Consider the following 25285-nt stretch of genomic DNA (forward strand, 5'->3'; position numbering starts at 1 on the left):
ACTTCTCTTACAAACAATCATGAATAAAAAAAGTATTTACTCGTTCTGCACTTCTCTGGTTTTAGGCATTGCAAATCTGCACGCGCAAAACCCCATCATCCAAACCCATTACTCGCCCGACCCGGCACCGATGGTATATAAGGGTGTGGTGTATACTTATACGGGAGATGACATTCCCGGTACGGATTTCTACTACATGACCAAGTGGCGCGTGAGCTCATCAGCTGATATGGTGAACTGGACGGATCACGGCGTGCCTATCTCGCTCGAATCGTTTACCTGGGCGCGCGACAGGGCATGGGCAGCACAATGCATTGAGCGTAACGGTAAATTTTACTGGTACATCTGTGCGCAAACGGTTGATAACAACATGGCTGTAGGCGTGGCCGTATCCGATAAACCTACAGGTCCTTTTAAAGATGCTTTAGGTAAGCCACTGATCAGCACTGGCAATTGGTCGAACATTGACCCTACGGTATATATTGACGACGACGGACAGGCTTATTTATATTGGGGTAATGGCAGTTCGTATTATGTAAAACTGAATAAAGACATGCTGTCTTATACCGGAGATATTGTGCAGTTGCCTCAAACCGAAGCCTCTTTTGGCGGCGTAAGGCAACCTCGAAACAATAGCACTGGCGCTAATAACTTGGGGGCGCCTCCGGTAAAAGATATGTATGTGGAAGGGCCTTGGTTTTACAAACGCAACAATAAGTACTATTTAATGTATGCTGGCATAAGCAAAGGTGCCGAAAGTTTATCTTATTCCATGAGCGATAAGCCAATTGGCCCATGGAAATACCAAGGCAAAATTATGACCGACCAGCCCACCAACAGCTTCACCAATCACGGCGGTATTATTGATTTTAAAGAAAAATCTTACTTATTCTACCACACCGGACTGTTACCCGGCGGGGGCAGCTATGGCCGCTCAACAGCTATTGAAGAATTTAAGTACAATGCTGATGGCACCATACCCGCCATTAGCATGACTAAAACAGGTGTTGAACCGGTAGCAACGCTTAACCCCTATAATAGGGTAGAAGCCGAGACCATTGCTTGGGCCGAAAAATGTAAAATTGACCAGAACGACAAAACCGGAGTATTCGTTACCGGTACCCGTACTGGCGGCTACATCAAAGTGCGTAATGTAGATTTTGGTAACACATCGCCTAATAAGTTTTCGGCCATGATAGCCGCAGGTTTAGACGGCGGTATACTGGAAGTACACGCCGACAGTGTAAAAAGCAAAGCCATGGCTGTAATTAACGTACCGCGCACCGGCGGATGGCAGTCGTGGAAGCTGCTGTCGGCACCGATAGATAATTCCACAACCGGCACGCACGATGTTTACCTGGTATTTAAAGGCCAGAATATCACTGCAGGTCGCGAGCTGTTTAATTTTGATTACTGGAAGTTTGAGAAATAACTGTTATTAAAAACAGGTTAATGGTTTAGGCTTGTTTTGAAACGTTTTGGCTGAATAAAAGCTTTAATTAATTAGAGCTCAAATGCCATAGTTGCTTGTGTATGTGGCAACACATTTGCCTGAAAGAGTGATGCAATTGATAATAGGGTTAAAATGATATTACTGCTTACCAATATTTTTATAGTAAAGTAGAGCGGCTAATATTACTTTTAACCCTTATGCATTGTTATAACGGGTTTACTAAATTTAAAAGAAGTATAATTACCTCGCTGCTTGCGGTAAGTGGTTTCTCTGTATGTGCTCAAACACTGCCCTGGCTCGACGAAACCAAGACCGAGGAAAACCGCATGAAAATGCATGCGTCGTATACAGCTTATGCCAGCGATGCCGAGGCGGCTAAAAACAGCTGGAAACAATCAGCTAATTACCAAAGCCTTAACGGCGACTGGAAGTTTTTTTGGGCAGAAGCTCCGGCCGGATTACCCCAGCATTTTGAATCAACATCTTTTAACGATACCAACTGGAAAACGTTTAAAGTACCGGCTAATTGGGAAATGAATGGCTACGGTTTTCCTATCTATACTACCTCAGGCTTTGAGTTTGCCTACCTAATGCCCAATAAGACCGTTAACCCGCCGGTTGTGCCTATGCAGGTAAACAACACTGGCGTCTACCGCCGCGAGGTTACTATCCCGGAGCAATGGCAAGGCAAAGAGGTGGTATTACACATCGGCGCAGCTAAGTCTAACTTAACGGTTTGGGTTAATGGTAAATATGTAGGGTATGGCGAAGATAGTAAGCTACCATCCGAATTTAACCTGACGCCTTACCTTACCAAAGGCAAAAACCTCATCGTGATGCGTGTAATGCGCTGGTGCGATGCCAACTACCTCGAAGACCAGGATATGTGGCGCCTGAGCGGTATAACCCGGGATTGCTACCTGGTGGCCCGCAATAGCTCTCATATTTATGATGTAGAGTTGATACCTGATTTGGACAGCCTGTACAAAAATGCAACGCTTAAAACCAAGCTTACCCTCAATCAAAAACCATCGGCCAAGTTAACGGCCGATATCGAAATTAAAGATAGCACCCGCTTAATTACCGCCAACAAGGTTAGTTTTGACACCGCGGCAACAGCGTCGCTAAACATCCCGATAACTGCGCCTAAATTATGGACCGGCGAAACGCCTAATTTATATGATGTCACCATCAGGCTGCATAATGCCAATGGTGAGGTTATAGAGGTTATCCGCCAAAAAATAGGCTTCCGTAAATGCGAAATTAAAAACGGGCAGTTTTTGGTTAACGGTAAACCGGTAATTATAAAAGGTATAAACCGTCACGAAACAGACCCCGTTACAGGGCAAACCATCACCCGTGAAGCCATGCTGCGCGACATACAATTGATGAAGAAATTTAACATCAATGCCGTGCGTACCAGCCATTACCCCAACAGCGAAACCTGGTTAGATTTATGCGACCAGTACGGTATTTATGTAGTTGGCGAGGCCAATATAGAATCGCACGGTATGGGGTATGATATTACCCAAACTATGGCTAACAGACCAACTTGGGTACAAGCGCATCTGCAGCGTGTGCAGCGTATGGTAGAGCGCGATAAAAATCATGCGTCTATTGTCATCTGGAGTATGGGTAACGAGGCCGGTAATGGTTATAACTTTTACTCATGCTATTTGTGGATGAAACAGCGCGACCCCAGCCGCCCTATCCAGTATGAACGTGCTGTGGCAGATTACCGTAAGTTAACCTGGGAGTGGAACTCTGACATCGTTGACCCGATGTATCCGTCGCCCGCAGCTATGCTTTCTTACGTGCAAAATAACCCCCAACCGGCGCGGCCTTTCATCATGTGTGAGTATGCCCATGCCATGGGTAACTCGCTGGGTAATTTTACCGACTACTGGAAAGTGATACGCGACAACCCTAAGCATTTTCAGGGTGGTTTTATCTGGGATTTTGTTGATCAGTGTTTCCAGCGCATCAACAGCAAAGGCGATACCGTTTATACCTACGGCGGCGATTACGAAACCCAGGAAGCCATTACCGATTGGAACTACGCTGCAAAAGGTATATTTTACGCCAACCGTACCCCTTACCCTCATGCGGCCGAAATGAAAAAGGTTTACCAGGATATTCATACCACCCTAACCGGCGGCAACAAACTTGAAATTTATAACGAAAAGTTCTTTTCTGATTTATATAACGCCAGGATGAATTGGGAGGTAATTGTAAATGGTAAAAAAGTACAGTCGGGTTCGGTAAGTGATGTTAACGTAATGCCGCATCAAAAACGCACTATCACTATACCAATTAAAACTTTGCCTGCCGGCGAAGCTTTTTTGAATTTATCGTACAAAACCAACAAAGCACAAACGCTGGTTCCGGCAGGGCACGAGATTGCCACCGAGCAGCTGAGCTTAGGTGGTTTATATAAAAACGATTTGGCTGTTAAGCCAAGCGGAGCATTAACCAAAACAGAGGGCGGAGGCTTAATCACCATCAGTTCGCCAACAGTAACTATAGCTTTCGACCAAAAGACCGGTTTCATGACACGTTATGCAGTCAAAAAGCAGCAATATATTGATGCCGGTAAAGCATTGCATCCTAACTTCTGGCGTGCCCCTAACGATAACGACTTTGGTGCCGACCTGCAAAACAAGCTCAAAGCCTGGAAAAACACCACCGCTCAACCAGTGCTCAAAAAGCTATCGTCAATTGTAGAAAATAACCTGGCTATCGTAAAGGCAGAGTATGACCTGCCCGAAGTTCTCTCGCGCCTGCAATTGGAATATATCATCAATGCTAAGGGTGAAATGTTAACGCATCAGCAACTCATCGTAACTGATACATCTAAAAAAGTAGAAATGCTGCCACGCTTTGGTATGCAATGGATTTTGCCTGCCGGCTTTAACCGCGTAGAATATTACGGCCGCGGTCCGCAAGAAAATTACCAGGACCGTCACTTCGGTACTAACCTGGGTATTTATAAGCAAACGGTGGATGCACAATATTTTCCGTACGTTACTCCGCAAGAAACCGGTAACAAAACCGACGTACGCTGGTACCGCGTTACCAATGGCTCGGGTAAAGGCTTACAGGTTACCTCAACCTTGCCGTTAAGCATCAGTGCCCTGCATTATTACGATAGTGATTTAGACGACGGCGCCAAAAGGCATCAGCGCCACGCGGCCGATTTGGTTAAGCGCCCGCAAACCAAATGGAATATTGATTACAAGCAGATGGGCGTAGGCGGCATTGATAGCTGGCGTTCAAGGCCGATGGTGCAGTACCAGTTGCCATACAAAAATTATGAATACAGTTTTATGATTAAGCCGCTTTAATTATATGAGCTACTTTAATTATTTAAGCAATCCGCCCAGGCTACTTGCAGTTGCTTTGTTTTCTATACCTTAGTCGTGCTTAATTGCCTTATTTCATTTAATGAAAATAGCTTTAGCATCTCCGCCAATTCCTAAAAACATCAGTGAGGGTTTAAAAACTTTTAAAGCAATGGTTGCAGAGGCAGCGGGCAGGCATGCTGAAATTATCTGTTTTCCGGAGTCTTACCTTCAGGGGGATCTGGGGATAGGTTATCCTGAAGCGGACCGTACGGTGGAATCGTTAGAAGTAGCTTTAAATGAAATTTGCCGCATCGCGCTCGAATATAAAATAGCCATCATCATTTCGATGGATGGGTATCTCGATTCAAAACTGGTTAACCTGGCTAATGTCATTTCCGCAGAGGGTAAATTATTAGGATACCAAACCCAAAATTAATTAGACCCTTCAGAGGATGCTATCTGGGTGCCAGGCACAGAGCGCTCCATATTTGAGGTTAACGGCGTCAAACTTGGTATAACTATCTGCGATGAGGGCTTTCGTTATCCCGAATCGGTATGGTGGGCAGCACAACACGGGCTTACGTAGGATTTCATCCTCATTTTGCAGGAAGTAACACGGCAGGCGTGCAGCTAACCGAGTGGGGAAATAAAAGCAAGCCTTATTACAAAAAAAGCCATGATGATTAGAGCTTTATAAAATACGATATATTTTGCCAGCGTTAACTACGCCTCTCTGTATCCTGAGTCAGCCAGTGCATTGATTGACCCCTCGGGACGTTGTATAGTCCATGAGACTTACGGCAGGTCTGGTATTATTGTAGGGGATATCGACCCGGAGCAGGCAACGGGGCTGTTGGCGAAAAGATTTAAAAATGAGTTGTACATATAACTACTCAAGTATCCTCTATAAATAAGTATTTGCAGTTTAAATGATCATCTGGGCGATCGCTCTTACCTATTATAAAAACTAAGTGCTTCCGAATAGAAAGCACTTAGTTTAATTCATACGTATATGAAAATAAGCAGTTGCTGTTAGGCTGATACCATAGCAGACAGTTTGCACTTTTGCTGCAGCCATTGCAATTCTTCGGCAGCTAAATGGGGGCCAAGCTTTTCCAAAACCGTTTGGTTATAAGCGGTAATCCATTCAATGTGCCGGCTGTCCAGCAATTCAAATTTAATGGGGCGGGTGTCTATCAATGCCAGCGTAAGGGTTTCGAAGGCATAAAATTCACCAAATTCGTTTATAGTGTCAGTAATGGTAAGCACCAGGTTTTCAATACGTACACCATGTTTGCCGGGGCGGTAAATTCCTGGCTCTATCGAGGTAATCATCCCTAAATCTATGCTTACAGGCACATTGGCTGGGTTAAGTGTTTGCGGGCCTTCGTGTACGTTCAAAAAATAGCCTACGCCATGGCCTGTGCCGTGGCCGTAATTAATGGCATGATCCCAAAGCGGCTGGCGGGTAATGGCGTCAATCTGGTACCCGCAGGTCCCTTTCGGAAAACGGGCCATTGAACCGTTAATCATCGCTTTAAGTACCAGCGTATAATCGGTGCGCTCTTGGTCGGTTAATTCACCCATGGGTATCACACGGGTAACATCCGTCGTGCCGTACGCGTACTGGCCGCCTGAGTCAACCAAGTACAAGCCGCTGTTTTGCAGGGTACTGTTACTTTCGGTGGTGGCGGCATAATGCGGCAAGGCGCCGTGCGGGCCGTAGCCACCAATGGTGTTAAAACTTTTGCCCATAAAGCCGTCTTGTTCAGCTCTGAAAGCTTCCAACTGGTCTGCAGCCGAGAGTTCGGTAATCTCTATGCGGCCAATGTTTTCTTCAATCCACTTAAAAAAGCGGGTTAACGCCACGCCATCTTTAATCATGACTGTGCGGGTATTGGCTATCTCGGTGCTGTTTTTAATCGCTTTAAGATACGTGCTGGGCGCCGGGCCGCGTACAATGGTAGATTGGTCGTTAAAATATTTTAACACCGCATACGAGCTTTTCTTCGGGTCGATTAAAATCCTGGCCGAACCGGTTAATGCGTGCAGATGTTGCTGTAAACTCTCGTAGGGCAATACCTCTACACCGTTTTGATTTAAAGATGCCAAGTCGTCCTGGTTCAGCTTGTCGGGCTGTATAAATAAAATAGCGTTATCAACACCAATTAAGGCAAATGCCAGTACAACCGGATTATAAGAGACATCATTACCACGCAAATTGAACAGCCAAGCCACATCATCAAGGGCAGAAACCAAATTATGCGTAACGTTCCGTTCCTTAAAGTGGCCACGAACGGCATCCAGCTTTTGGGCTACCGAAGCACCGGCATCTTCGGCGCTGATTAAGTAGGCGGGCGCAGTCGGTAAGTCGGGCCGCTCATCCCATACGTGATCAAGGTAATCAGCTGTTTTAAATTTGAATGATTTCGGTAATAACTGTTCGAGCAGTAAATCGCAAAGCTGAACCGAAATAATATTAGCGTCAAAACCGATAGTAGTACCTGCCCGGAACTCGCGCCCAAGCCATTCAATATACTCGGGTGCGTGCTGTACCTTTAATTTAACCAGTTCAAAACCTGAGCCGGCCAGTTGCTCTTCAGCCTGTACAAAATATCTGAAATCGGCCCAGAGCTGTGCATGTTCCTGCGTAATCAGCAATGTCCCGGCCGAGCCGGTGAAACCCGAGGTAAACGCGAGGCATTTATAACGCTCGGGTACGTATTCGCTAATGTGAGGATCGGCTGAAGTTATGAGATAAACATCTACACCCTCTCTCTTCATGGCTTGTCGTATTCCGGCAAGTTTCTCTTTATAAGTCATGTTTAATCATGTTTTTAATTTGATGCAGCATCAACCGCTTACGCCGGCAATATTACATCATTTACTAAAGAACGTATAGTTTAGTTAAATAATGCTTTTGGCCAGACGCTGTCGCGGTAAATGTAAGGTTAACATCTTGGCGGCAAAGATCCGCTATTAACTCTTGAGCACTATATTTTGATCAGGCTTCATGTAAAATAAGGCACTGTATTCTATTAATTTAACCATCATTAGCCATATTTTAACCAGTTTGAGTTATAATATAAAAATGTTGGTTAATATCCGGTATATTTATAATGCCATACACAAACTGAACAATGAAAGCTTTGCAATTTACTTTACCGGTTACACACGATAAGTCTGTAATTGTTCAGGAAGAGCAGCTTCCGCATTTTTATCCGTATCTACACCGGCATAACGAAGCGCAGCTTACCTGGATACAGGAAGGAGAGGGTACTTTAGTGGCAGGCACAAGTATGCACACTTTTGCCGCCAACGATGTGTTTTTTCTGAGTGCTAACCAGCCGCATCTGTTTAAAAATAACCCGGAATATTTTGTGGCCGACAGCGGCAAAAAAGTACGTGCAATGATGGTGTTTTTTAATCCTCATGGTAAACTATCATCGCTGTTCGAACTGCCTGAAGTGAAGGTTTTAGGTAACATGATTAACCAGCATACGGGCGGCTTCAAGTTACCGTCACAGCATGTAAACGCGGTTTCGCAAAATATCTTGGAGATGCAGCAAACTAAGGGCATTAACCGCTTTATGCAGTTTTTTCAATTATTGACATCGTTGCACAGCATCAGCGAAAACTTGATGCCGTTATCAATGACCCCAGTAGAAAAGGTTAGCGAGAGTGAAGGCTTACGCATTAGTACCATTTACAATTATATTATGCAGCACTACGATACCATGATCTCCCTGGAAGATGTAGCTGCCGAAGCGCATATGACCCCGCAGGCTTTTTGCCGGTACTTTAAAAAGCACACCGGGCACACCTTTGTTACGTTTTTAAACGAGATGCGCATTAACGAAGCTTGCAAAAAGCTTGCTAACGGTAAGTGCGACAGCATCTCTAATGTGGCTTATACTTCGGGCTTTAATAGTATTACTAATTTTAACCGCGTATTTAAAAGTGTAACAGGTAATTCGCCGCGCGAGTACCTGGAAAGTTATCGCAGCAATGTGCAGTAGTAAGGTAAAATCCAATAACTATTGATTAATACAAGGAAATATAAAGATTAACAGTCAACTTAAATTTGTAACATGAATACACTATCGTGGATTGGGGTTTACCCTGCATTGTTAACCCCGTTCAAGGAGAGCGAGGAGATTGATTATGACGTTTTTGCAAAAAATATTGAGGCGCAAATTGAAGCTGGGGTAGACGGTTTAATTGTTGCCGGTTCATTAGGTGAGGCGAGCACCCTCAGTACTGAAGAAAAATTTGAGTTAGCTAAATTTGCTATTCAGACGTCGGCAGGCCGTGTTCCGGTAATTTTAAATATCGCCGAGCCTACTACCAAAGGTGCCATTGAGTTAGCTAAGGGTGCAGAGGCATTGGGTGCTGCAGGTTTAATGTTATTACCCCCTATGCGTTACAAAGCTGATGATCGCGAAACACTGGCGTTTATGACTACTGTGGCTAAAGCCACCAGTCTGGACATCATGGTATATAACAATCCCGTTGATTACGGAATTTTTATTAACCTGGAAATGTTTGCAGAACTGGCAAAGTATGAGAATGTGGTAGCGGTAAAAGAATCTACCCGCGACATCTCCAACATAGCCCGTATGAAAAACCGTTTTGGCGATCGTTTTAAGATTTTAACTGGTGTTGACCCATTAGCTTACGAAAGCTTAGTGGCAGGTGCCGACGGTTGGGTTGCTGGTTTAGTTGATGCTTTTCCCGAAGAAACCGTTACAATTTTTAATCTGGTAAAAGCAGGTCAGTATAAAGCTGCTTTAGCTATTTACCGTTGGTTTATACCTTTGCTGGAGCTGGATATTCATCCTAAACTGGTACAGTATATTAAATTAGCGGCTGTTGCCACAGGCATTGGCACCGAGTATGTACGTGCACCGCGCTTAACTTTAGTTGGCGAAGAGCGTGCCCGTGTTACCAAAGTAATTAGCGATGCGGTAGCAATACGCCCTGCTTTGCCAAAAATCAATACTGAAGAAGTAGTAGCCTAAAGCTATCTTTACTACCTAAAGTAAAACAACGATATGTATAAAAATGCAAGCCCGGAGGAGGTAAAGGCCGTTGTGGCTAAAGCCGAAGAAGCATACGGAGTGTTAAAAGGATATTCTATCCGTCAGCGAGCCTCGTTTATGCGTAAGGTAGCTACAGAGATTGAAGCCTTGGGCGATGTGCTGATTAAAACAGCTATGGCCGAAAGTAACCTGACGGAAGCCCGCCTGTTAGGCGAACGCACACGCACCGTTTGGCAGTGGAATAGCTATGCCAACTACGCCGAGTTAGGTAACTGGCTCGACGCAAGGATAGATTTTCCGACCGCTATGCCGTCGCCAAAACCCGATGTTCGTAAAACATCAGTGGCTTTAGGACCAGTAGTAGTTTTCGGTGCAGGTAACTTCCCGTTTGCATTTTCAACCGCCGGCGGCGACACCGCGTGTGCCATTGCTGCAGGTTGTCCGGTTGTTGTAAAAGCACATCCCGGTCATCCCGAAACCTGCGCTTTAATGGCACAAGCTATTGAAAGTGCAAGGGTTAAATGCCTTATGCCTGAGGGTATTTTTGCCCAGGTTTTTGATGATGGTTACGAGATTGGCCAAATGCTGATTAAGCATCCAGCAATTAAAGCCGTTGCGTTTACCGGCTCATTTAAAGGAGGTACTGCCATTGCCGACCTCGCTGCTCAACGTGAGGAACCTATACCGGTATTTGCCGAGATGGGCAGCATTAACCCTATATTTTTAATGCCCGACAAGTTGAAGCAAAATGCTGCTGAAATTGCAGGGCAGTTTGTTAACTCGGTAACTTTAGGTGTTGGCCAGTTTTGTACTAACCCTGGTGTAATTATCGGCGTGGCAGGCAGCGATTTGGATATTTTCCAGGCAACGCTTAAACAGGTAGCGGCAAGTACGCCTGCGGCGCCTATGCTTCATCCGGGCATCGCTAAAAACTTCGAAAAAACAAAGGCTAAAGCTTTGGAGCAAAATGGGGTAGCGGTGCTGGCTAAAACCGAAGCCGAACAGGCCGAAAATTATGGTGGTTTGGTATTGGCTACCGTTAACGCTGCTGAGTTTGTCAGCAATCCAACCTTGCACGAAGAGGTTTTTGGTCCGTATTCTTTGTTAGTAGTTTGTCGCGATGCTGAAGAAATGCTTCAGGTAGCGCAAGCTCTTAAAGGCCAGCTCACCAGTACGTTATTTGCTACAGGCAAAGACCTGGAAGAAAGTGAAAAGTTATGTCGTGCAGTGCAGCAGCGTTGCGGGCGTATCATTTTCAATCAATTCCCAACCGGTGTTGAGGTTTGTCTGGCCATGCATCACGGCGGTCCATTCCCGGCTACCACCAACAGTGCTTATACTTCGGTTGGTGCCGATGGTGTTAAGCGCTTTACCCGTCCGCTCTCCTTTCAAAACTGGCCCGACGAATTTTTGCCTGATGAGTTAAAAAACGAGAATCCTTTAGAGATATGGCGCACCGTTAATAATGAACTGACTATGGAGCCTGTTCATCCGGTAGCTGCCAATTAATCCTTTAATTTTATAATGAAGAGAACGTTTTCGTGCATTGATGCCCACACCTGCGGCAACCCGGTAAGGGTAGTTTCGGGTGGCGGGCCTATGTTAAAGGGTAACAGCATGATGGAGCGCCGGCTGCACTTTCTGGAAGAGTTTGACTGGATACGTAAAGGATTGATGTTTGAGCCCCGTGGTCATGATATGATGAGCGGCAGTATTTTATACCCGCCCACCGATCCGGCTAACGATGTTGGTGTTTTATACATCGAAACCAGCGGTTGTTTGCCCATGTGCGGTCATGGTACTATCGGCACAGTTACCATTGCTATTGAAGAAGGTTTAATCATTCCCAAAGTACCCGGAAAGCTGCGTTTAGAGACGCCGGCCGGACTGGTTTTGGTTGATTATGTGCAAGATGTTAAAAAGGTGAAATCTGTAAAGCTAATCAACGTAAAGTCATTCCTGGCGGCCGAAAAGCTGACCGTTGAGTGCCCCGATTTGGGTACTTTATTGGTTGACGTAGCCTACGGTGGAAATTTTTATGCTATTGTTGATCCTCAGGAAAACTTCAAAGGCATTGAGAATTATACAGCCGATCAGCTAATTAGCTGGAGCCGCGTTTGCCGCAAGCAAATGAACGAACTGTACAGCTTCGTTCATCCCGAAAACGAACATATTAAAGGGCTAAGTCACTTTTTGTGGACCGGTGCAACCTTGTCTGCCGATGCTACAGCGCGTAATGCAGTGTTTTACGGAGATAAGGCTATCGACCGCTCGCCTTGTGGCACCGGTACGTCAGCACGTATGGCGCAGTGGTATGCACAGGGTAAACTTCAAAAAGGCGACCGCTTTGTACACGAAAGCATCATCGGCTCTAAATTTATAGGCACTATTGAAGAAGAAACAACCTTAAACGGTAAACCGGCCATTATACCCGGTATTGAAGGTTGGGCTATGGTAACAGGTTATAACACCATTTTTATTGATGATGACGATCCTTATGCCCACGGTTTTCAGGTTATTTAAGAATCAATCTATCTTTTGCTTCTTTTAAAAACATTAAATTAAATTTATGTCTGCTCCTCGTTCCGCAATAGTTATCGGCGGAGGTATTATTGGTCTTTGTTCTGCTTACTACCTTGTTAAAGCGGGCTGGCAAGTCACTATTTTAGATAAAGGCAACCTGGCTGATAACTGCTCTTCGGGTAACGCCGGAATGATTGTGCCCAGCCACTTTATTCCGCTGGCGGCACCGGGTATGGTTTCTAAAGGTATCAAGTGGATGTTTAATAGTAAAAGTCCTTTTTATGTTAAACCTTCACTCAATCCTAAACTCATATCATGGGGTATACAGTTTATAAAACATGCCAACGATACCCACGTGAATAAAGTTGCTCCGCACCTTCGTGATCTGCATTTGTTGAGCAAACAGCTATATAATCAATTGGCTAAAGAACCTGCTTTGAACTTTGGGTTTGAAGATAAGGGCATACTGATGCTTTACAAAACCGAAAAGGCAGGTGCCGAAGAAATTCACGTGGCCAAGCAGGCTACACACCTGGGGTTAGATGTTGAGGTATTAAGCAGAGCTCAGGTGCAAAGCTTAGAGCCCCACACTGAGCTGAATGTGAAAGGCGCGGTACATTACCGCTGCGACGCCCATATTTACCCCAACGCCCTAGTAAAGCAATTAACCAGTTTTTTAACCGACAACGGTGTAAAAATAGAAACGCATTGTAAAGTACTTAGCGTGAGTGCTAAGAACAATACGGTTCAGCATATTGAAACTACATCCGGTCAGTTTTCGGCCGATGTTGTGGTGATGACCGGCGGTGCCTGGCTGCCCGAACTTGCCCGCCAGGCTGGCATGAATGTACCGGTTATGCCGGGTAAAGGATACTCGTTTATGGTGCCTAACAGCGATCATCAAATCGTTCATCCATCGTTATTACTTGAGGCCCGCGTAGCCATCACACCGATGAACGGGCAGGTACGTATTGGAGGGACTATGGAGATTGCACCTGTGAACGACAATATTAACATGAACAGGGTACAAGGCATTGTGGATGCCGTACCTGATTATTACCCTGAATATCAGGTAACATTACCTAAGGTGGAGGATGTTTGGTATGGCTTCCGTCCGTGTTCGCCGGACGGCCTTCCGTACATTGGCTATAGCCGTAAATGGGATAACATGATTGTGGCCGGCGGCCATGGCATGATGGGTTTGGGTTTAGGTCCTGCCACAGGTAAACTCGTAGCCGAGCTGGCTGCTGAGTCTGCACTTTCGGTAAATATATCGGAGTTCAACCCGAACAGGTTTAACTAAAAGTTTTAATACACTTCTTAAACGCAAGTTACACAGTGTGGCTGATAAGCCTTCTATAGCGTGCCTTTTTCATCGTTACATTCATCCAATAGTTTAGTACTCCTCAAGTCGTTTGTTTTACCTGTTACATTACTTATAATTAAAAGCTTAATGTTTTAGCTTTTTAATATTTGAGTAATCCTATAATAAAGTTAACTGCTTTAATAGTGCAACTATGACCGGTTAAACTTTAACCGAATTCTAATTCTGTTCTTATGCTTCTCTAATCGATAAAGATTTAAGTAGTTAAGATTTGCTTAAACAAAGCCAAAATCTGTTTAGGGAACCGTGCGCCGTAACACTAATTTTACGTAAGTCAACTGTAGCAATGTAGCCTATGAGCGAAGCTGTGAAAGGCCAAGCCGGTCGGTTGCGTTCGAACTGTCATCAACATCTACCGGCATAGATTCTACCGTCAACAAACTGAAAGATAATCTATTAAAATTGTTGTATGCGGTGGTGTTCACTTAATTGCAACGTTAGCCAGGGCGTAGCTGTGTAGGCAACTGTCGGGTATTTATCGGGAAACCTGGTTTTCTTTCATCATGTCAAGAGTATTTGTTTAATTTAATAGTTAAGCTGCCCGGGAGCGAGTCTCGGCAGCTTATTTTTTTTATGTTTATTTGCTGCAGAAATGCCAGTCCGCTCCATGAAAATTCTCAAATCTGTTTTTACGGTTTCTACCTTGCTGCTGTCGTACACGGCAATGGCACAAACCAGTCCCGGTAAACCGTTAACTATAACCATTGATGCTAAGAATACGGCTCAAACCATACACAATATCGGCGCTTCGGGCTGCTGGTTTTCTGAGGGCATAGGCAAGTACTGGCCTGTTGCCAAACGCGAAAAAATGGCCGAGCTGTTGTTTAGTAAAGAACGGGATGCTCAAGGTAATCCTAAAGGCATCGGGCTTTCGGCCTGGCGGTTTAATATCGGTGGCGGTACCGCCGAGCAGGGCGATAGCAGTGGCATTAAAGATTTCCGTAAGCGGGTGGAGTGCTTCTTGGCACCCGATGGTACTTACGACTGGAACAAGCAGGCAGGTTATCAATGGTTTTTGCGCAAGGCTAAGGCCTACGGTGTCGAAAACCTGATAGCGTTTTCGAATACGCCGCCGGTACAGTTTAATAAAAACGGCAGGGGCTTTAAAACCGAAAAAGACTACAAGGCTAATTTAAAGCCTGAAAAATATGATGCCTACGCGGATTTCTTGACCGAGGTGGTTAAACACTTTGATCAAGAAGGTTTACATTTTAGCTATTTGAGCCCGGTAAACGAGCCGCAGTGGGATTGGTCTAACAAACCGGGCCAAGCCAGCCAGGAGGGCAGCCCCTGGAGCAACGACGATATCTATAAGGTAACGAAAGCGGTAGATGCTTCATTAGAAGGCAAAAAACTTAACACTCAAATACTGACGACAGAGGCAGCCATGCTCACCTATTTATATGAAGGGAAGTCGCAATCGTCTAAACAGATACAAAACTTTTATACTGATACCAGCGCTAATTCGTTTAAAAAACTGAAACACGTCCCCAATTTTATAGCCGGACATAGTTATTTTACCGACAGCAACGATAGCAGCATCGTGTCAGTCAGAAAAAAACTGGCCGATACCACTCACAAATATGGCATTGAGTTTTGGCAATCAGAATACTCCATGTTAGGCGATGGTTACAAAGAGGGATCAAAAGAAAAGCGTAGCCAAATTGACTGTGCGTTGTTTTTAGCCAAAATAATTAACCAGGATATCACCGTAGGCAACGCCGCAGCCTGGCAACTCTGGAACTCGTGGGAGCCCGGCAGTGCCGAATTTGACACCCGCTACTACCTCATTGCGTTGAAGCCGGCTAATACCGCTTATACCGATGGTGATTTTACAGTCACTAAAAACTTGTGGGCCATGGGTAACTATAGCCTGTTTGTGCGCCCCGGCATGAAACGCGTCAATGTTGACCGGGCAGATAATCTGAGCCCTGAAAAAATTACGCAGGATGTAATGCTGGCTGCCTTTACCGGCGGAAAGGATAAATTAGTGATAGTTGCCCTCAATTATACCAACGAGGCAAGAACCATTAATCCGCAATTTAAAAACTTGAAGTCCGTTAAAAAATACCACACTTACGTTACCTCGGCTGGTGCTAACGATAATTTGCGTCCGTCGGCCGAGCAAAAACTTACGAGTGCAATCAGCTTACAACCGAGGTCTGTAACCACCATTGTATTTAATTAAGATACTTAAAAAAATTATATCTGTTTATGATTACTAAAAACCTCAGGTTGACCTGCTTACTGTTGGGGGCGTTAAGCTTTAATGCTTCGGCGCAAAAAAAGGCCGGTAAGCAGCCATACTCGGCCTACTTGTTTGCTTACTTTACAGGCAACAGTAAAAACGAAGAGTCCATTCATTTTGCTTTAAGCGATGATGGTTATCATTTTAAAGCGTTAAACCACGACCAGCCGGTGATTCCGTCGGCTGAAATCAGTGCTACCGGTGGTGTGCGCGACCCACATATTTTGCGTGGGGCTGATGGCAAAACCTTTTATATGGTGGCTACCGATATGGTATCAGCCAATGGCTGGGACTCTAACCGCGGGATGGTGCTGCTCAAATCGACAGATTTGACACACTGGACATCAAGCAAAGTTAATATCCCTTCTACTTTTCCGGAGTTTGCTCAGGTAAACCGGGTATGGGCGCCGCAAACTATTTACGATGCCAAAAACGGCAAGTATATGATCTATTGGTCAATGCGTGCCGGCAGCGAACCTGATAAGATTTATTACGCTTATGCCAATAAAGACTTTACCGGTTTTGAGTCAAAGCCTAAGCAGCTTTTTTTCAAGCCGGACAATGGCGCTACCATTGATGGCGACATCATTAATAAAGATGGCAAATACTACCTGTTTTTTAAAACAGAAGGTTCGGGCTCAGGTATCAAAGTGGCTGTGTCCGACCAGTTAACCGGTGGTTATGTGCTCAGAGATAAATACGTACAACAAACCAAATACCCGGTTGAAGGTGCCGGCGTTTTTAAATTGAATAACGGCGAAGGATACATCCTGATGTATGATGTATATACCAAAGGTAAATACCAGTTTACCAAAAGTGCCGATCTGGAAAACTTTACGCTGATTGATAACGAGGTCAGCATGGATTTCCATCCCCGCCACGGTACGGTAATGCCTATCACCAGCAAAGAAGAAAAGAATTTGCTAAAAGAGTGGGGCGATAAAAAGTAAGCCGTTATCTTCCAGCAACTGTTAAAGGGCGAAAGCCTTTGCTATACAAATAAAACACCCCGGTCATCAATCCATTTATATGCGATTGATGACCGGGGTGTTGATGTTTAAGGGGGCTTTTTACTTGCCGCTGACCATCAAGGTGATGGTGTTGTTCGTTTTAACCGCTGACGGGATAAAGTAGTAACCATCCGTGCCTTTTTTATACTGTGGCGCAAGCTTCGCGGTTTTACCTACAGGGGTTTCAATATTTAAATAGGTGTCGCCGGTTATGTTCAGTTTCACTTCACCGGTTTGCGGGTTGTAGTCTACTTGCTTAATACGACCCGACGCAGTAGTTAGCCATAGCTTTTTATCGGCTAAAAATACCCGGCTTTGGCCTGCTGCGGTGATGTCGGTTTTTACCCAGGCACCGTTTTGGGTGAGGTTGCCGCCAAAAGCGGTCCAGCCAAAATCAGGATGTTTAACAATATAAGTGGCCGAGTTTACCGCATAACCATAAAAGCCCGGACCATAATCGCTTGCATAAGCATCAATCGCCAATGTTGATGGATAGGAGTGAAATGCCGCCGGGCCAAAACCATCTTGGGTAATGTTTGATAATGCACCCATTGAGCCGGCATAACCGGTACGCAACAGGTAAAAATCAGCCGGATTTTTGCGGTAGGCTGTTAATAGTGGGATGGCGTTAAGCGCCGAACCGTAGTGGTGCAACTGCCGCTCTACGCGGGCCAGTTTGCCGCCAAACAAAAAGTCCCAGTAGCGGCGGGCGCTACCATTATAGCCCCAATGTGGCACGGCAGGCACGTAAGCTAAAATGGCGTTCAGGGTTACATCCGCCTTATCGTTGTAGCCAAAATAGTTGGTCCACATGTAAACCTCTTCCTGCCCGGTCGAATCCCAGGGCATTTCGCTGCCAAACGGATATTGCAAGGTGCGCCAGTGCTGCGCCCGCATTTTCATTTTGCTTTCCAGGTCGGCCGCCATGGCGGTCATGCCTTCGCGCTGCAAATCTTTCAAAATAAACAAAAATACAGAACCTTCCATCTGGCCAAACTGCACATAGTAAGGCGCAATATTCACCATTGCTACTGTGGTATGGTAGGCTTTTTCTAAACTGGTTTTCCAGTCGATGTCATTCATTTTATGATACCGGCCCAAGCGGTACATTATCCAATGAGCCGCTGCCACATGGGGGTAATTATAAGAACGTTCCAGGTTAGCGGCTTCTTTTTTAGGCCAGGCCGTCCAGCCCGTATACCGGATGCTGTCATTATACGTTCCCGGCGGAACCAGTTTGGGTTCGTAGTAAAACAAGCTCTTTTTAACGCCGTATTTTTGCGGACCAGAGTCTACCTGCAGGTGTCCCCAAAGCGTTTCGTTGGCAAAGCGTTTAAGCTTTTCTATTTCCTGTCGGTTGGGCGCTAATAGCTGTTTCATCATAGCAGCCAGCCAACTGCCCGACCCGGCCTCATCGCTCAGGCCCGCAAACCAGGCTCTGCGCTCCTGGGTAAGCTGTCTTTTCATCTGGTAGTCGTAATTAATTACCGACGGCGACCGTTTAAAGTAATCGTTAGGTTCGTCAAACCACTGTTTGGTAGTCAAAAAGTTTCCTAAATCGTTAATGGCATCATCCTGCGATTTAATCACTTTATAGCTAATGGTTTGCAGCGTATTGTCATCATAAACAATGCTTACACGCGCCCTTCCCCAGGTGTTACCTTTAACGATATAGTCCTGGTATCCGCCGGCGGTTTTGGCTGTTTTAGTAACGGTTAACACATTTGCAGGATAAACCGATATGCTTTTTACCGCCTTGAAATAGTTAATTATTAGCCTGCCGGTTTCGTTCATGGGTAATACATAGCCGGGCAAACCCACTGCAACCGGGCGTTTTTGGCGGGTAAGTTCGGCCTCTACTGTTCGGATAGACGGTGCAAGCACAAATTTTATGGCAAAGCTTTTAGCAGCACCCGGTTTAAGGATGGTAGAGGTAGGGTTGTTCCATTGCTCTGCTCTTTTCCACTCGTTTTCTGCATATGCTTTAGAATTTACCATCCACTCATGGAAACCCTCAAAGGCAATGCCCCGCGGTGTTAAATCATCATTAAGCGGGTTATAAGCTTCCAGCGGTGTATTTTGATAAGGCAATACCAACAAGCTGGCACCTTTACCATGCAGGCGGTTTACCTCCAGGTAACCGGCATCAGCACCAATATACGGGTCGGCAAAAACGTTTTCCCGGTGGGCTTCCTCCAGTTTCTTGCCTTCCAAAATATTGTTGAAAATAAGCGGTATACCCAGCGCGCCTATTTCTACATCTGATGATGAGTTATTGGTAATCAGAAAGCGCAGCACCAGGTTGCCGTTTTCGGTTTCCCAATAACGTTTTACGTTAAGCGGCAGGTCGGCGGGCAGGGTAGGGCTTAAATCGGCCGCTGCCAAAACATGGGCACTAACGGGTAGTGCCTTTACGGGCTGGCGGCGGTAAGCCGTTGAGTAGCTTTTCCAGACAGCATTGCCTGTTCTTACCCGTAATCTGATATCGCCAAAATGGTATAAACTATCTTTGTCTCGCTGTTGCAAGCGGTCGCCCGGCGCATAGTTAAAGCTGGTGTCGGCAAGTGGCGACAGGGCAGCCATAGTTTGCGACGAATTAACCAGCTTAAGCTTAAACAATTTGGTTTGATACTGGTGTATGCCTTGTTCCAGGTGCAGGGTTGATGGTTTTTTTTCTATTGCTTGCCACGACTGTGCGTAAACAGGGGCAGCAAATCCGGAAGCAAGAAGACCGGCTAAAAATGATTTTTTTATAAGAAATAGCATTTACGGCGTTGCTGTTTAACAATGATTAGTAATGATGAATGTTGGAAAAATCTGCTTTGTAATTCTATAAAGTAAACATTAATTTTACTTAAATACAGGGGGTAAACTGTTATTTATAGTGGGATTTATTTTCTTATCGCAAAAATTCGCTGACTGACTGGACATGCCAACGGTTAACCTGATTCCATTATTGAATGTCAATCGCTTTTATTGTCTCAAATTAGTTACTTGCTTTTGATGTAATTTCATAGATATTTGATTTAAGCCGGTGCCTTATGCCGGACGTACCAATTATACTTATTGTAATAAACCTAAATTTAAGATGATGGAGAATTCACGCCGCAAATTCATCAAGCAGGCATCTATGGCCGGTGCCGGGGTAATGCTTGCCAAAACCAGCTGGAGCGCCAAGAGTTATAAGCGCATTATTGGCGCTAACGACCGTGTGCGGGTTGGTGTGATTGGCTTTTCAGACAGGCACCGCAGTTCGCACATGCCGTGCTTTATGAACCATTACAAAGAGCTGAATTTTGAGATCGTGGGCGTATCCGACATCTGGAAAAAACGGCGGGAAGAGGGTGCGGCCATGTGGAAAGATAAAATGCAGCATGATGTAAAAGCTTTCCGCAACAACGAAGAAATGTATGGCAGTAAAATGGTGGATGCCGTGTTTATCAGCACGGCCGATTTTCAGCATGCCCTGCATACCATCGAGGCGGTAAAGGCCGGTTGCGATGCGTACGTAGAAAAACCTTTTGCCGAAACCATGGCCGACAACAAGGCCGCCCTTAAAGCTGTTAAAGAATCCAATAAAATCGTGCAAATTGGTTCGCAGCGCCGTAGCGGTGCCAATTACCATGCGGCTAACGATTTTATAAAATCGGGTAAATTCGGGCCGATTACCATGGTAGAGCTTACCTGGAATGTAAACCAACCTGGCCGCTGGCGTCGCCCCGAACTGCTCCCGATACTGAAAGAAGAAGACACCGACTGGAAGCGCTTTTTAATGAACCGCCCTTACGAAAAGTTCGACCCGCGCATCTATCTTGAGTATCGTTTGTTCTGGCCATACTCGTCGGGGTTGCCGGGTCAGTGGATGAGCCACCAGATAGATACCGTGCATTGGTTTACCGGGTTAAAGCACCCGCGCAGCGTAGTAGCCAACGGCGGCATTTACCAGTGGAAAGACGGCCGGCGCAACTGGGATACTATTCTGGCCGCCTTTGATTACGGCCCGTTAGATGATATGTCGCAGGGTTTCCAGGTTTCGTTTGGTTCGCGTATGCATAACGGCGATGAGCATCCGGCCGAGATATATTATTCTAACGGTGGCGAGCTGAACCTCATTACGAACAAAATATCACCTAAGGGTGGTTTAACCGAACGAATGGCTGCGGCGATGGGCATGAAAGCCAATTTGCTGCCCGAGATTAGCTTAGAGAACGCAGACCCGGTGGTGGCCTCGGCCAATACGGGTGGCGATAGGCTAACCTCCAACCACGTGCGCAACTGGATGGAGTGTGTACGCAGCCGTAAACAACCCCATGCACCTATCGAGGCGGGTTACAGCCACAGCATAGCCAACATCATGACCACGGCTGCCGCCCATACCGGCTACAAGGCCACATTTGATGAAAAGGCGCAGGAAGTGGTGGTCAATGGTAAAGTTTTTAAATATTAAGGTTATGCTCAATCGTAAACTTTTAGGCACCTTAACTTTGGCTGCAGGCATAGCTGCCAATACCTTTGCGCAGCAAATGCCGGTTACCGTAAAACGCAACGACCAGCAAAAAAAGGTGGAGGTGATGATAGGGGGTAAGCCATTCACCACTTTTTTATATCCCGACACACTCGAGAAGCCGGTGCTTTACCCGCTCATTGCGGCCGATGGCGCGGTAGTGACCCGTGGCTTTCCGCTTAACCCTAAGCCAGGCGACCCTACCGACCACCCGCATCATATTGGCTTATGGTTTAATTTTGAAAACCTGAACGGGCTGGATTTTTGGAATAACTCTTATGCCATACCTGCCGACCGGAAAAACCAGTACGGCTGGATACGGACGGAAAAAATTACTGAAGCTAAAAGCGGCAATACCGGAATCCTGGCCTACCAGGCTAATTGGACTAACCAGAACAAAGAGGTAATACTTACAGAAAACACCCGGTTTGAATTTAGCGGTAGCCAGAACAAGCGTGTTATTGACCGCATTACCACGCTGAAAGCCGTTAAGGAGGCTCTATTTACCGATGCTAAAGACGGTATGTTGGGTTTACGCCTGGCGCACGAGTTGCAAATGCCTACCACTAAAGACGAAAAGTTTACCGACAGCAAAGGCATTGTGACGGTGGTGAAAGGTGGTACCGATAAAATACCTAACGGCAATTACTTAACCAGCGAGGGCAAAACCGGCGATGCGGCCTGGAGCACCCGCGGTACATGGTGCAAGGTGTTCGGCAAAATGGGAGCCGATTCGGTAAGTGTTGCCATCATCGACCATCCACAAAATCCTAATTATCCTACCTTTTGGCATGCACGGGGTTATGGTTTATTTGCTGCCAATCCATTGGGCGAAAAGATTTTTACCAACGGTAAATCGGCCAAAAACCTGAAGCTGCAGCCAGGGCAGTCGGTTACGTTTAAATACAGGGTAGTCATTAGCAACGGCACACAAACGCCGGATGCGAAGCAACTGAATACTATGGCCGGTAGTTTTGCTATACAGTAATCTCTCAAAACCATTAACAATATGAAAAAGCCTACATATAAAGCAAAGCTACAAGTTGCTGTAGCCATGGTTTTGAGTTTACTGTTTACTGAGGCAAACGCTCAAAGCAAAAATCTGATCTTCCCGGAAGCGCCGGGTATCGTATCTTATACTTATCGTAATAACTTTGCCAAAGATGTACCTGCAACGCTCGATATCATTAAAAGCAACGGCATTACCGATATCGAATTTTCGAATCTGTTTAAGCAAAAATCTGAAGATCTGCGCCGCATGCTCGACGAGCGTGGCCTGAAATGCTCGTCGTACGGGGTAAGCTACACCGATTTGGTCGACAAAACCGACGAGGTAGCCAGAGATGCTAAAAACCTGGGTGCCGATTATGTACGTATAGCAGGCATCCCGCACACTAAAGGCTCTTTTACGCTGGATAACGCCAAGCAGGCCATCGCCGATTTTAACCGCGTAGGCCAAATACTGAAAGATAAATACGGCTTGATGGTCATTTACCACAACCACGGTTTTGAGTTTGAGCCTTACGAAAAAGGAACGCTTTACGACTATATGGTTAAAGAAACCAACCCGCAGTATGTAGGCTTAGAGCTGGATATACTTTGGGCGTTCTTTCCCGGTCAGGACCCGGTTAAGCTTTTGAAATCTTATGGCAGCCGTTACAAGGCGCTGCACTTAAAAGATTTAAAGGCTGGCGTTACCGGTAATAACTCCGGCGGAACCGACCAAAACAACGATGTAATTTTAGGAACCGGTCAAATTAACATCGCTGAGGTAATACGCGCCGCCAAAGCAGCGGGGGTAAAGCACTATTACATTGAGGACGAAAGCAGCGCCTCGATTGAGCAGGTACCTCAAAGCATTAAGTTTTTACATACTATCAAGAAGTAAGAGTCAACAAATCACTAAACAATGAATATTAAAAAGCTTTATAAAGCATCGGTAATGACCGCGTTACTAATTGCCATAGGCAGTTTGGCCAACGCGCAGAATAATACGTTAACGGCTAAAGAGAAAAAAGAAGGCTGGAAGTTGCTATTCGACGGCAAAACCAGCAAAGGCTGGCGCAGCGCCAAATCCGAAAGCTTTCCGACCGGCTCTCCGGGCTGGGTGGTTAAAGACGGTACCATGACCATACAGGCTACTAATGGCGCCGAGTCGCAAAATGCAGGCGACATTGTTACCGTTGATGAGTACGGACCTTTTGAAATGTCGTTCGATTTTAAGCTGACCCGCGGGGCTAACAGCGGCGTAAAATACTTTGTAACGCTTCAGGAAAAATCGGGCGGATCGGCCATCGGCCTGGAGTACCAGGTACTGGACGACGATGTGCATCCCGACGCTAAACTGGGCCGTGATGGGAACCGTACGCTGGCCTCGCTTTATGATTTAAAAACATCAGACAAAAAAGGTGCAGTACGGCCGATAGGCGAGTGGAACACCGGCAAAATCATTGTTTACCCAAACAACCACGTAGAGCACTGGCTAAACGGGAAAAAGGTGCTGGAGTATGAGCGCAAATCACCGGAGTACCGCGATCTGGTTAAGATGAGCAAGCACAAAGTATGGAAAGATTTTGGTGAGGCTGATAAAGGCCACATCCTGCTGCAGGACCATGGCAACGAGGTAAGTTACCGGAATATAAAAATAAAAACATTGAAATAACGACGGATTAAGGTGTTTTTTGATGCCTGAGCTGTGACGATAGGCTGAGGCAATAAAGCATTGTCCATCATCTGCATGACGTTACTGGCTATATCAACACTTACTCAAAGGCTTATTCAATTCACCGGCGTCTGGCTGTTAATGTTTGCTTCAGTTGCTTTTAGTGTTGGTAACCAACCTAAACGCTATGAGCTGAGCGGCTATGCGCAGGGTACGACTTATCAAATAGTTTACTATGCGCAAGACAGCCTGGTCAGCTTAAGGCAAACGGATAGTTTACTGCACAAACTGGATTTATCGGTATCACTTTACGAGCCGTCATCTTTAATTAACCGGTTTAACCAGTCGGCCGGTGGATTGACGGTCGATGAGCATTTTAGGGTGCTGGTTGCCCGGTCGATGCAAATCTACCAAGATACCCAGGGCCTGGTCGATCCAACGGTTAAACCGCTGGTAGATGCCTGGGGCTTTGGTGTGGTTAAACCCAGTCAGGATCCTACTGATGCGCAAATCAAAGCTTTGCTGCAAAAGGTAGGCATGAAACACCTGTCGTTAAACGGCAATCGTTTGTTAAAAGACCGTCCCGGCCTGCAGTTAGACCTGAACGGCATTGCCCAGGGGTATTCAGTTGATTTGCTGGCCGGTTTACTGGAAAGTAACCATATCAATAATTATTTAATTGAGTTAGGCGGCGAGTTACGTGTTAAAGGTAGTAAGCCCGGCGGCGAACCTTTCGCTATTGGTATTGAGGGTGTTAATGAGGATGCTCCGGATTCGGGACCGATACGTAAAATCATCGAACCAAGCAATGGCGCCATTACTACTTCAGGCAATTACCGTAAACATCATGAGGCGGGTGGTAAGCAGATATCACATATCATCAACCCGCTCACAGGTTACCCGGTGCAAAATGAACTCATCAGCGTAACGGTGTATGCCCAAGATGCACTGACGGCCGATGGGTATGATAACGGCTTTATGGCCATGGGCTTAAGCAAAGCCTTAAGCTTTTTATCAGGCCGGAAAGATATCGGCGCTTACATGGTATATCGTGACAAGAACGGTGCTATCCGCGATACAGTTACCCCGGCTTTTAAAGGGTATCAAAAATAATT

General features: G+C 45.8%; 18 protein-coding genes. 16 read left to right on the plus strand and 2 right to left on the minus strand.

From position 1 onward, the window contains the following. Window positions 1-19: 19 nt before the first annotated feature. The 4 genes from AAGR14_RS08650 to AAGR14_RS08665 all read left to right on the plus strand — a co-directional run bounded on the left by AAGR14_RS08650 (window position 20) and on the right by AAGR14_RS08665 (window position 5484). The gene (locus AAGR14_RS08650) at window positions 20-1432 is read left to right on the plus strand and encodes a glycoside hydrolase family 43 protein (RefSeq protein WP_342648189.1); all 1413 of its coding nucleotides are present in this window, start codon (window positions 20-22) and stop codon (window positions 1430-1432) included. 218 nt (window positions 1433-1650) lie between these two features. Continuing rightward, entirely contained in the window at window positions 1651-4797 is a 3147-nt protein-coding gene (locus tag AAGR14_RS08655; protein ID WP_342648190.1) for a glycoside hydrolase family 2 TIM barrel-domain containing protein, read from the plus strand. A 100-nt stretch (window positions 4798-4897) separates the two neighbouring features. Continuing rightward, window positions 4898-5233, plus strand: coding sequence for a nitrilase-related carbon-nitrogen hydrolase (locus AAGR14_RS08660; protein WP_342648191.1), 336 nt, complete (start codon window positions 4898-4900; stop codon window positions 5231-5233). 119 nt (window positions 5234-5352) lie between these two features. Beyond that, window positions 5353-5484, plus strand: coding sequence for a hypothetical protein (locus AAGR14_RS08665; RefSeq protein WP_342648192.1), 132 nt, complete (start codon window positions 5353-5355; stop codon window positions 5482-5484). A 345-nt stretch (window positions 5485-5829) separates the two neighbouring features. Here AAGR14_RS08665 and AAGR14_RS08670 read toward each other — a convergent pair whose 3' ends face one another. After that, on the minus strand, window positions 5830-7620 hold the full coding sequence (locus AAGR14_RS08670) for an aminopeptidase P family protein (RefSeq protein ID WP_342648193.1): 1791 nt from the start codon (window positions 7618-7620) through the stop codon (window positions 5830-5832). A 317-nt stretch (window positions 7621-7937) separates the two neighbouring features. Between AAGR14_RS08670 and AAGR14_RS08675 the strand changes: the two genes are divergently transcribed. The 7 genes from AAGR14_RS08675 to AAGR14_RS08705 all read left to right on the plus strand — a co-directional run bounded on the left by AAGR14_RS08675 (window position 7938) and on the right by AAGR14_RS08705 (window position 16944). Then, window positions 7938-8816, plus strand: a complete 879-nt coding sequence (locus tag AAGR14_RS08675) for an AraC family transcriptional regulator (protein WP_342648194.1) — start codon at window positions 7938-7940, stop codon at window positions 8814-8816. Window positions 8817-8888: 72 nt separating this feature from the next. Continuing rightward, window positions 8889-9818: a dihydrodipicolinate synthase family protein gene (locus tag AAGR14_RS08680; RefSeq protein WP_342648195.1), complete on the plus strand. Its 930-nt coding sequence runs from the start codon at window positions 8889-8891 to the stop codon at window positions 9816-9818. 33 nt (window positions 9819-9851) lie between these two features. Next, window positions 9852-11348: an aldehyde dehydrogenase (NADP(+)) gene (locus tag AAGR14_RS08685; protein ID WP_342648196.1), complete on the plus strand. Its 1497-nt coding sequence runs from the start codon at window positions 9852-9854 to the stop codon at window positions 11346-11348. A gap of 15 nt (window positions 11349-11363) precedes the next feature. After that, complete coding sequence (locus AAGR14_RS08690; protein WP_342648197.1) at window positions 11364-12362, plus strand: 4-hydroxyproline epimerase; 999 nt, start codon at window positions 11364-11366, stop codon at window positions 12360-12362. Between the two features lie 46 nt (window positions 12363-12408). Next, window positions 12409-13665 carry an FAD-dependent oxidoreductase gene (locus AAGR14_RS08695; protein WP_342648198.1) on the plus strand — a complete coding sequence of 419 codons (1257 nt, stop codon included), beginning with the start codon at window positions 12409-12411 and terminating at the stop codon, window positions 13663-13665. Window positions 13666-14353: 688 nt separating this feature from the next. Continuing rightward, window positions 14354-15934, plus strand: coding sequence for a glycoside hydrolase (locus AAGR14_RS08700; RefSeq protein WP_342648199.1), 1581 nt, complete (start codon window positions 14354-14356; stop codon window positions 15932-15934). Between the two features lie 26 nt (window positions 15935-15960). Further along, a complete protein-coding gene (locus AAGR14_RS08705; RefSeq protein ID WP_342648200.1) occupies window positions 15961-16944 on the plus strand; it encodes a glycoside hydrolase family 43 protein in 984 nt (327 codons plus the stop codon). Between the two features lie 120 nt (window positions 16945-17064). On the opposite strand, the gene AAGR14_RS08710 is transcribed toward AAGR14_RS08705, so the two are convergent. Beyond that, the gene (locus AAGR14_RS08710) at window positions 17065-19770 is read right to left on the minus strand and encodes a DUF5695 domain-containing protein (RefSeq protein WP_342648201.1); all 2706 of its coding nucleotides are present in this window, start codon (window positions 19768-19770) and stop codon (window positions 17065-17067) included. A 325-nt stretch (window positions 19771-20095) separates the two neighbouring features. Between AAGR14_RS08710 and AAGR14_RS08715 the strand changes: the two genes are divergently transcribed. From AAGR14_RS08715 to AAGR14_RS08735, 5 genes are all read left to right on the plus strand, one after another. After that, window positions 20096-21451 carry a Gfo/Idh/MocA family oxidoreductase gene (locus AAGR14_RS08715; RefSeq protein WP_342648687.1) on the plus strand — a complete coding sequence of 452 codons (1356 nt, stop codon included), beginning with the start codon at window positions 20096-20098 and terminating at the stop codon, window positions 21449-21451. Between the two features lie 4 nt (window positions 21452-21455). Beyond that, window positions 21456-22496: a PmoA family protein gene (locus tag AAGR14_RS08720; protein ID WP_342648202.1), complete on the plus strand. Its 1041-nt coding sequence runs from the start codon at window positions 21456-21458 to the stop codon at window positions 22494-22496. Between the two features lie 21 nt (window positions 22497-22517). Next, the gene (locus tag AAGR14_RS08725; protein ID WP_342648203.1) at window positions 22518-23396 is read left to right on the plus strand and encodes a sugar phosphate isomerase/epimerase; all 879 of its coding nucleotides are present in this window, start codon (window positions 22518-22520) and stop codon (window positions 23394-23396) included. A 21-nt stretch (window positions 23397-23417) separates the two neighbouring features. Further along, window positions 23418-24170, plus strand: coding sequence for a DUF1080 domain-containing protein (locus AAGR14_RS08730; protein ID WP_342648204.1), 753 nt, complete (start codon window positions 23418-23420; stop codon window positions 24168-24170). A 75-nt stretch (window positions 24171-24245) separates the two neighbouring features. Next, the gene (locus AAGR14_RS08735; protein ID WP_342648205.1) at window positions 24246-25283 is read left to right on the plus strand and encodes an FAD:protein FMN transferase; all 1038 of its coding nucleotides are present in this window, start codon (window positions 24246-24248) and stop codon (window positions 25281-25283) included. Window positions 25284-25285 lie beyond the last annotated feature (2 nt).

The sequence above is a fragment of the Mucilaginibacter sp. CSA2-8R genome (genome assembly GCF_038806765.1).
In the GTDB taxonomy this organism is placed as follows: Bacteria; Bacteroidota; Bacteroidia; order Sphingobacteriales; family Sphingobacteriaceae; genus Mucilaginibacter.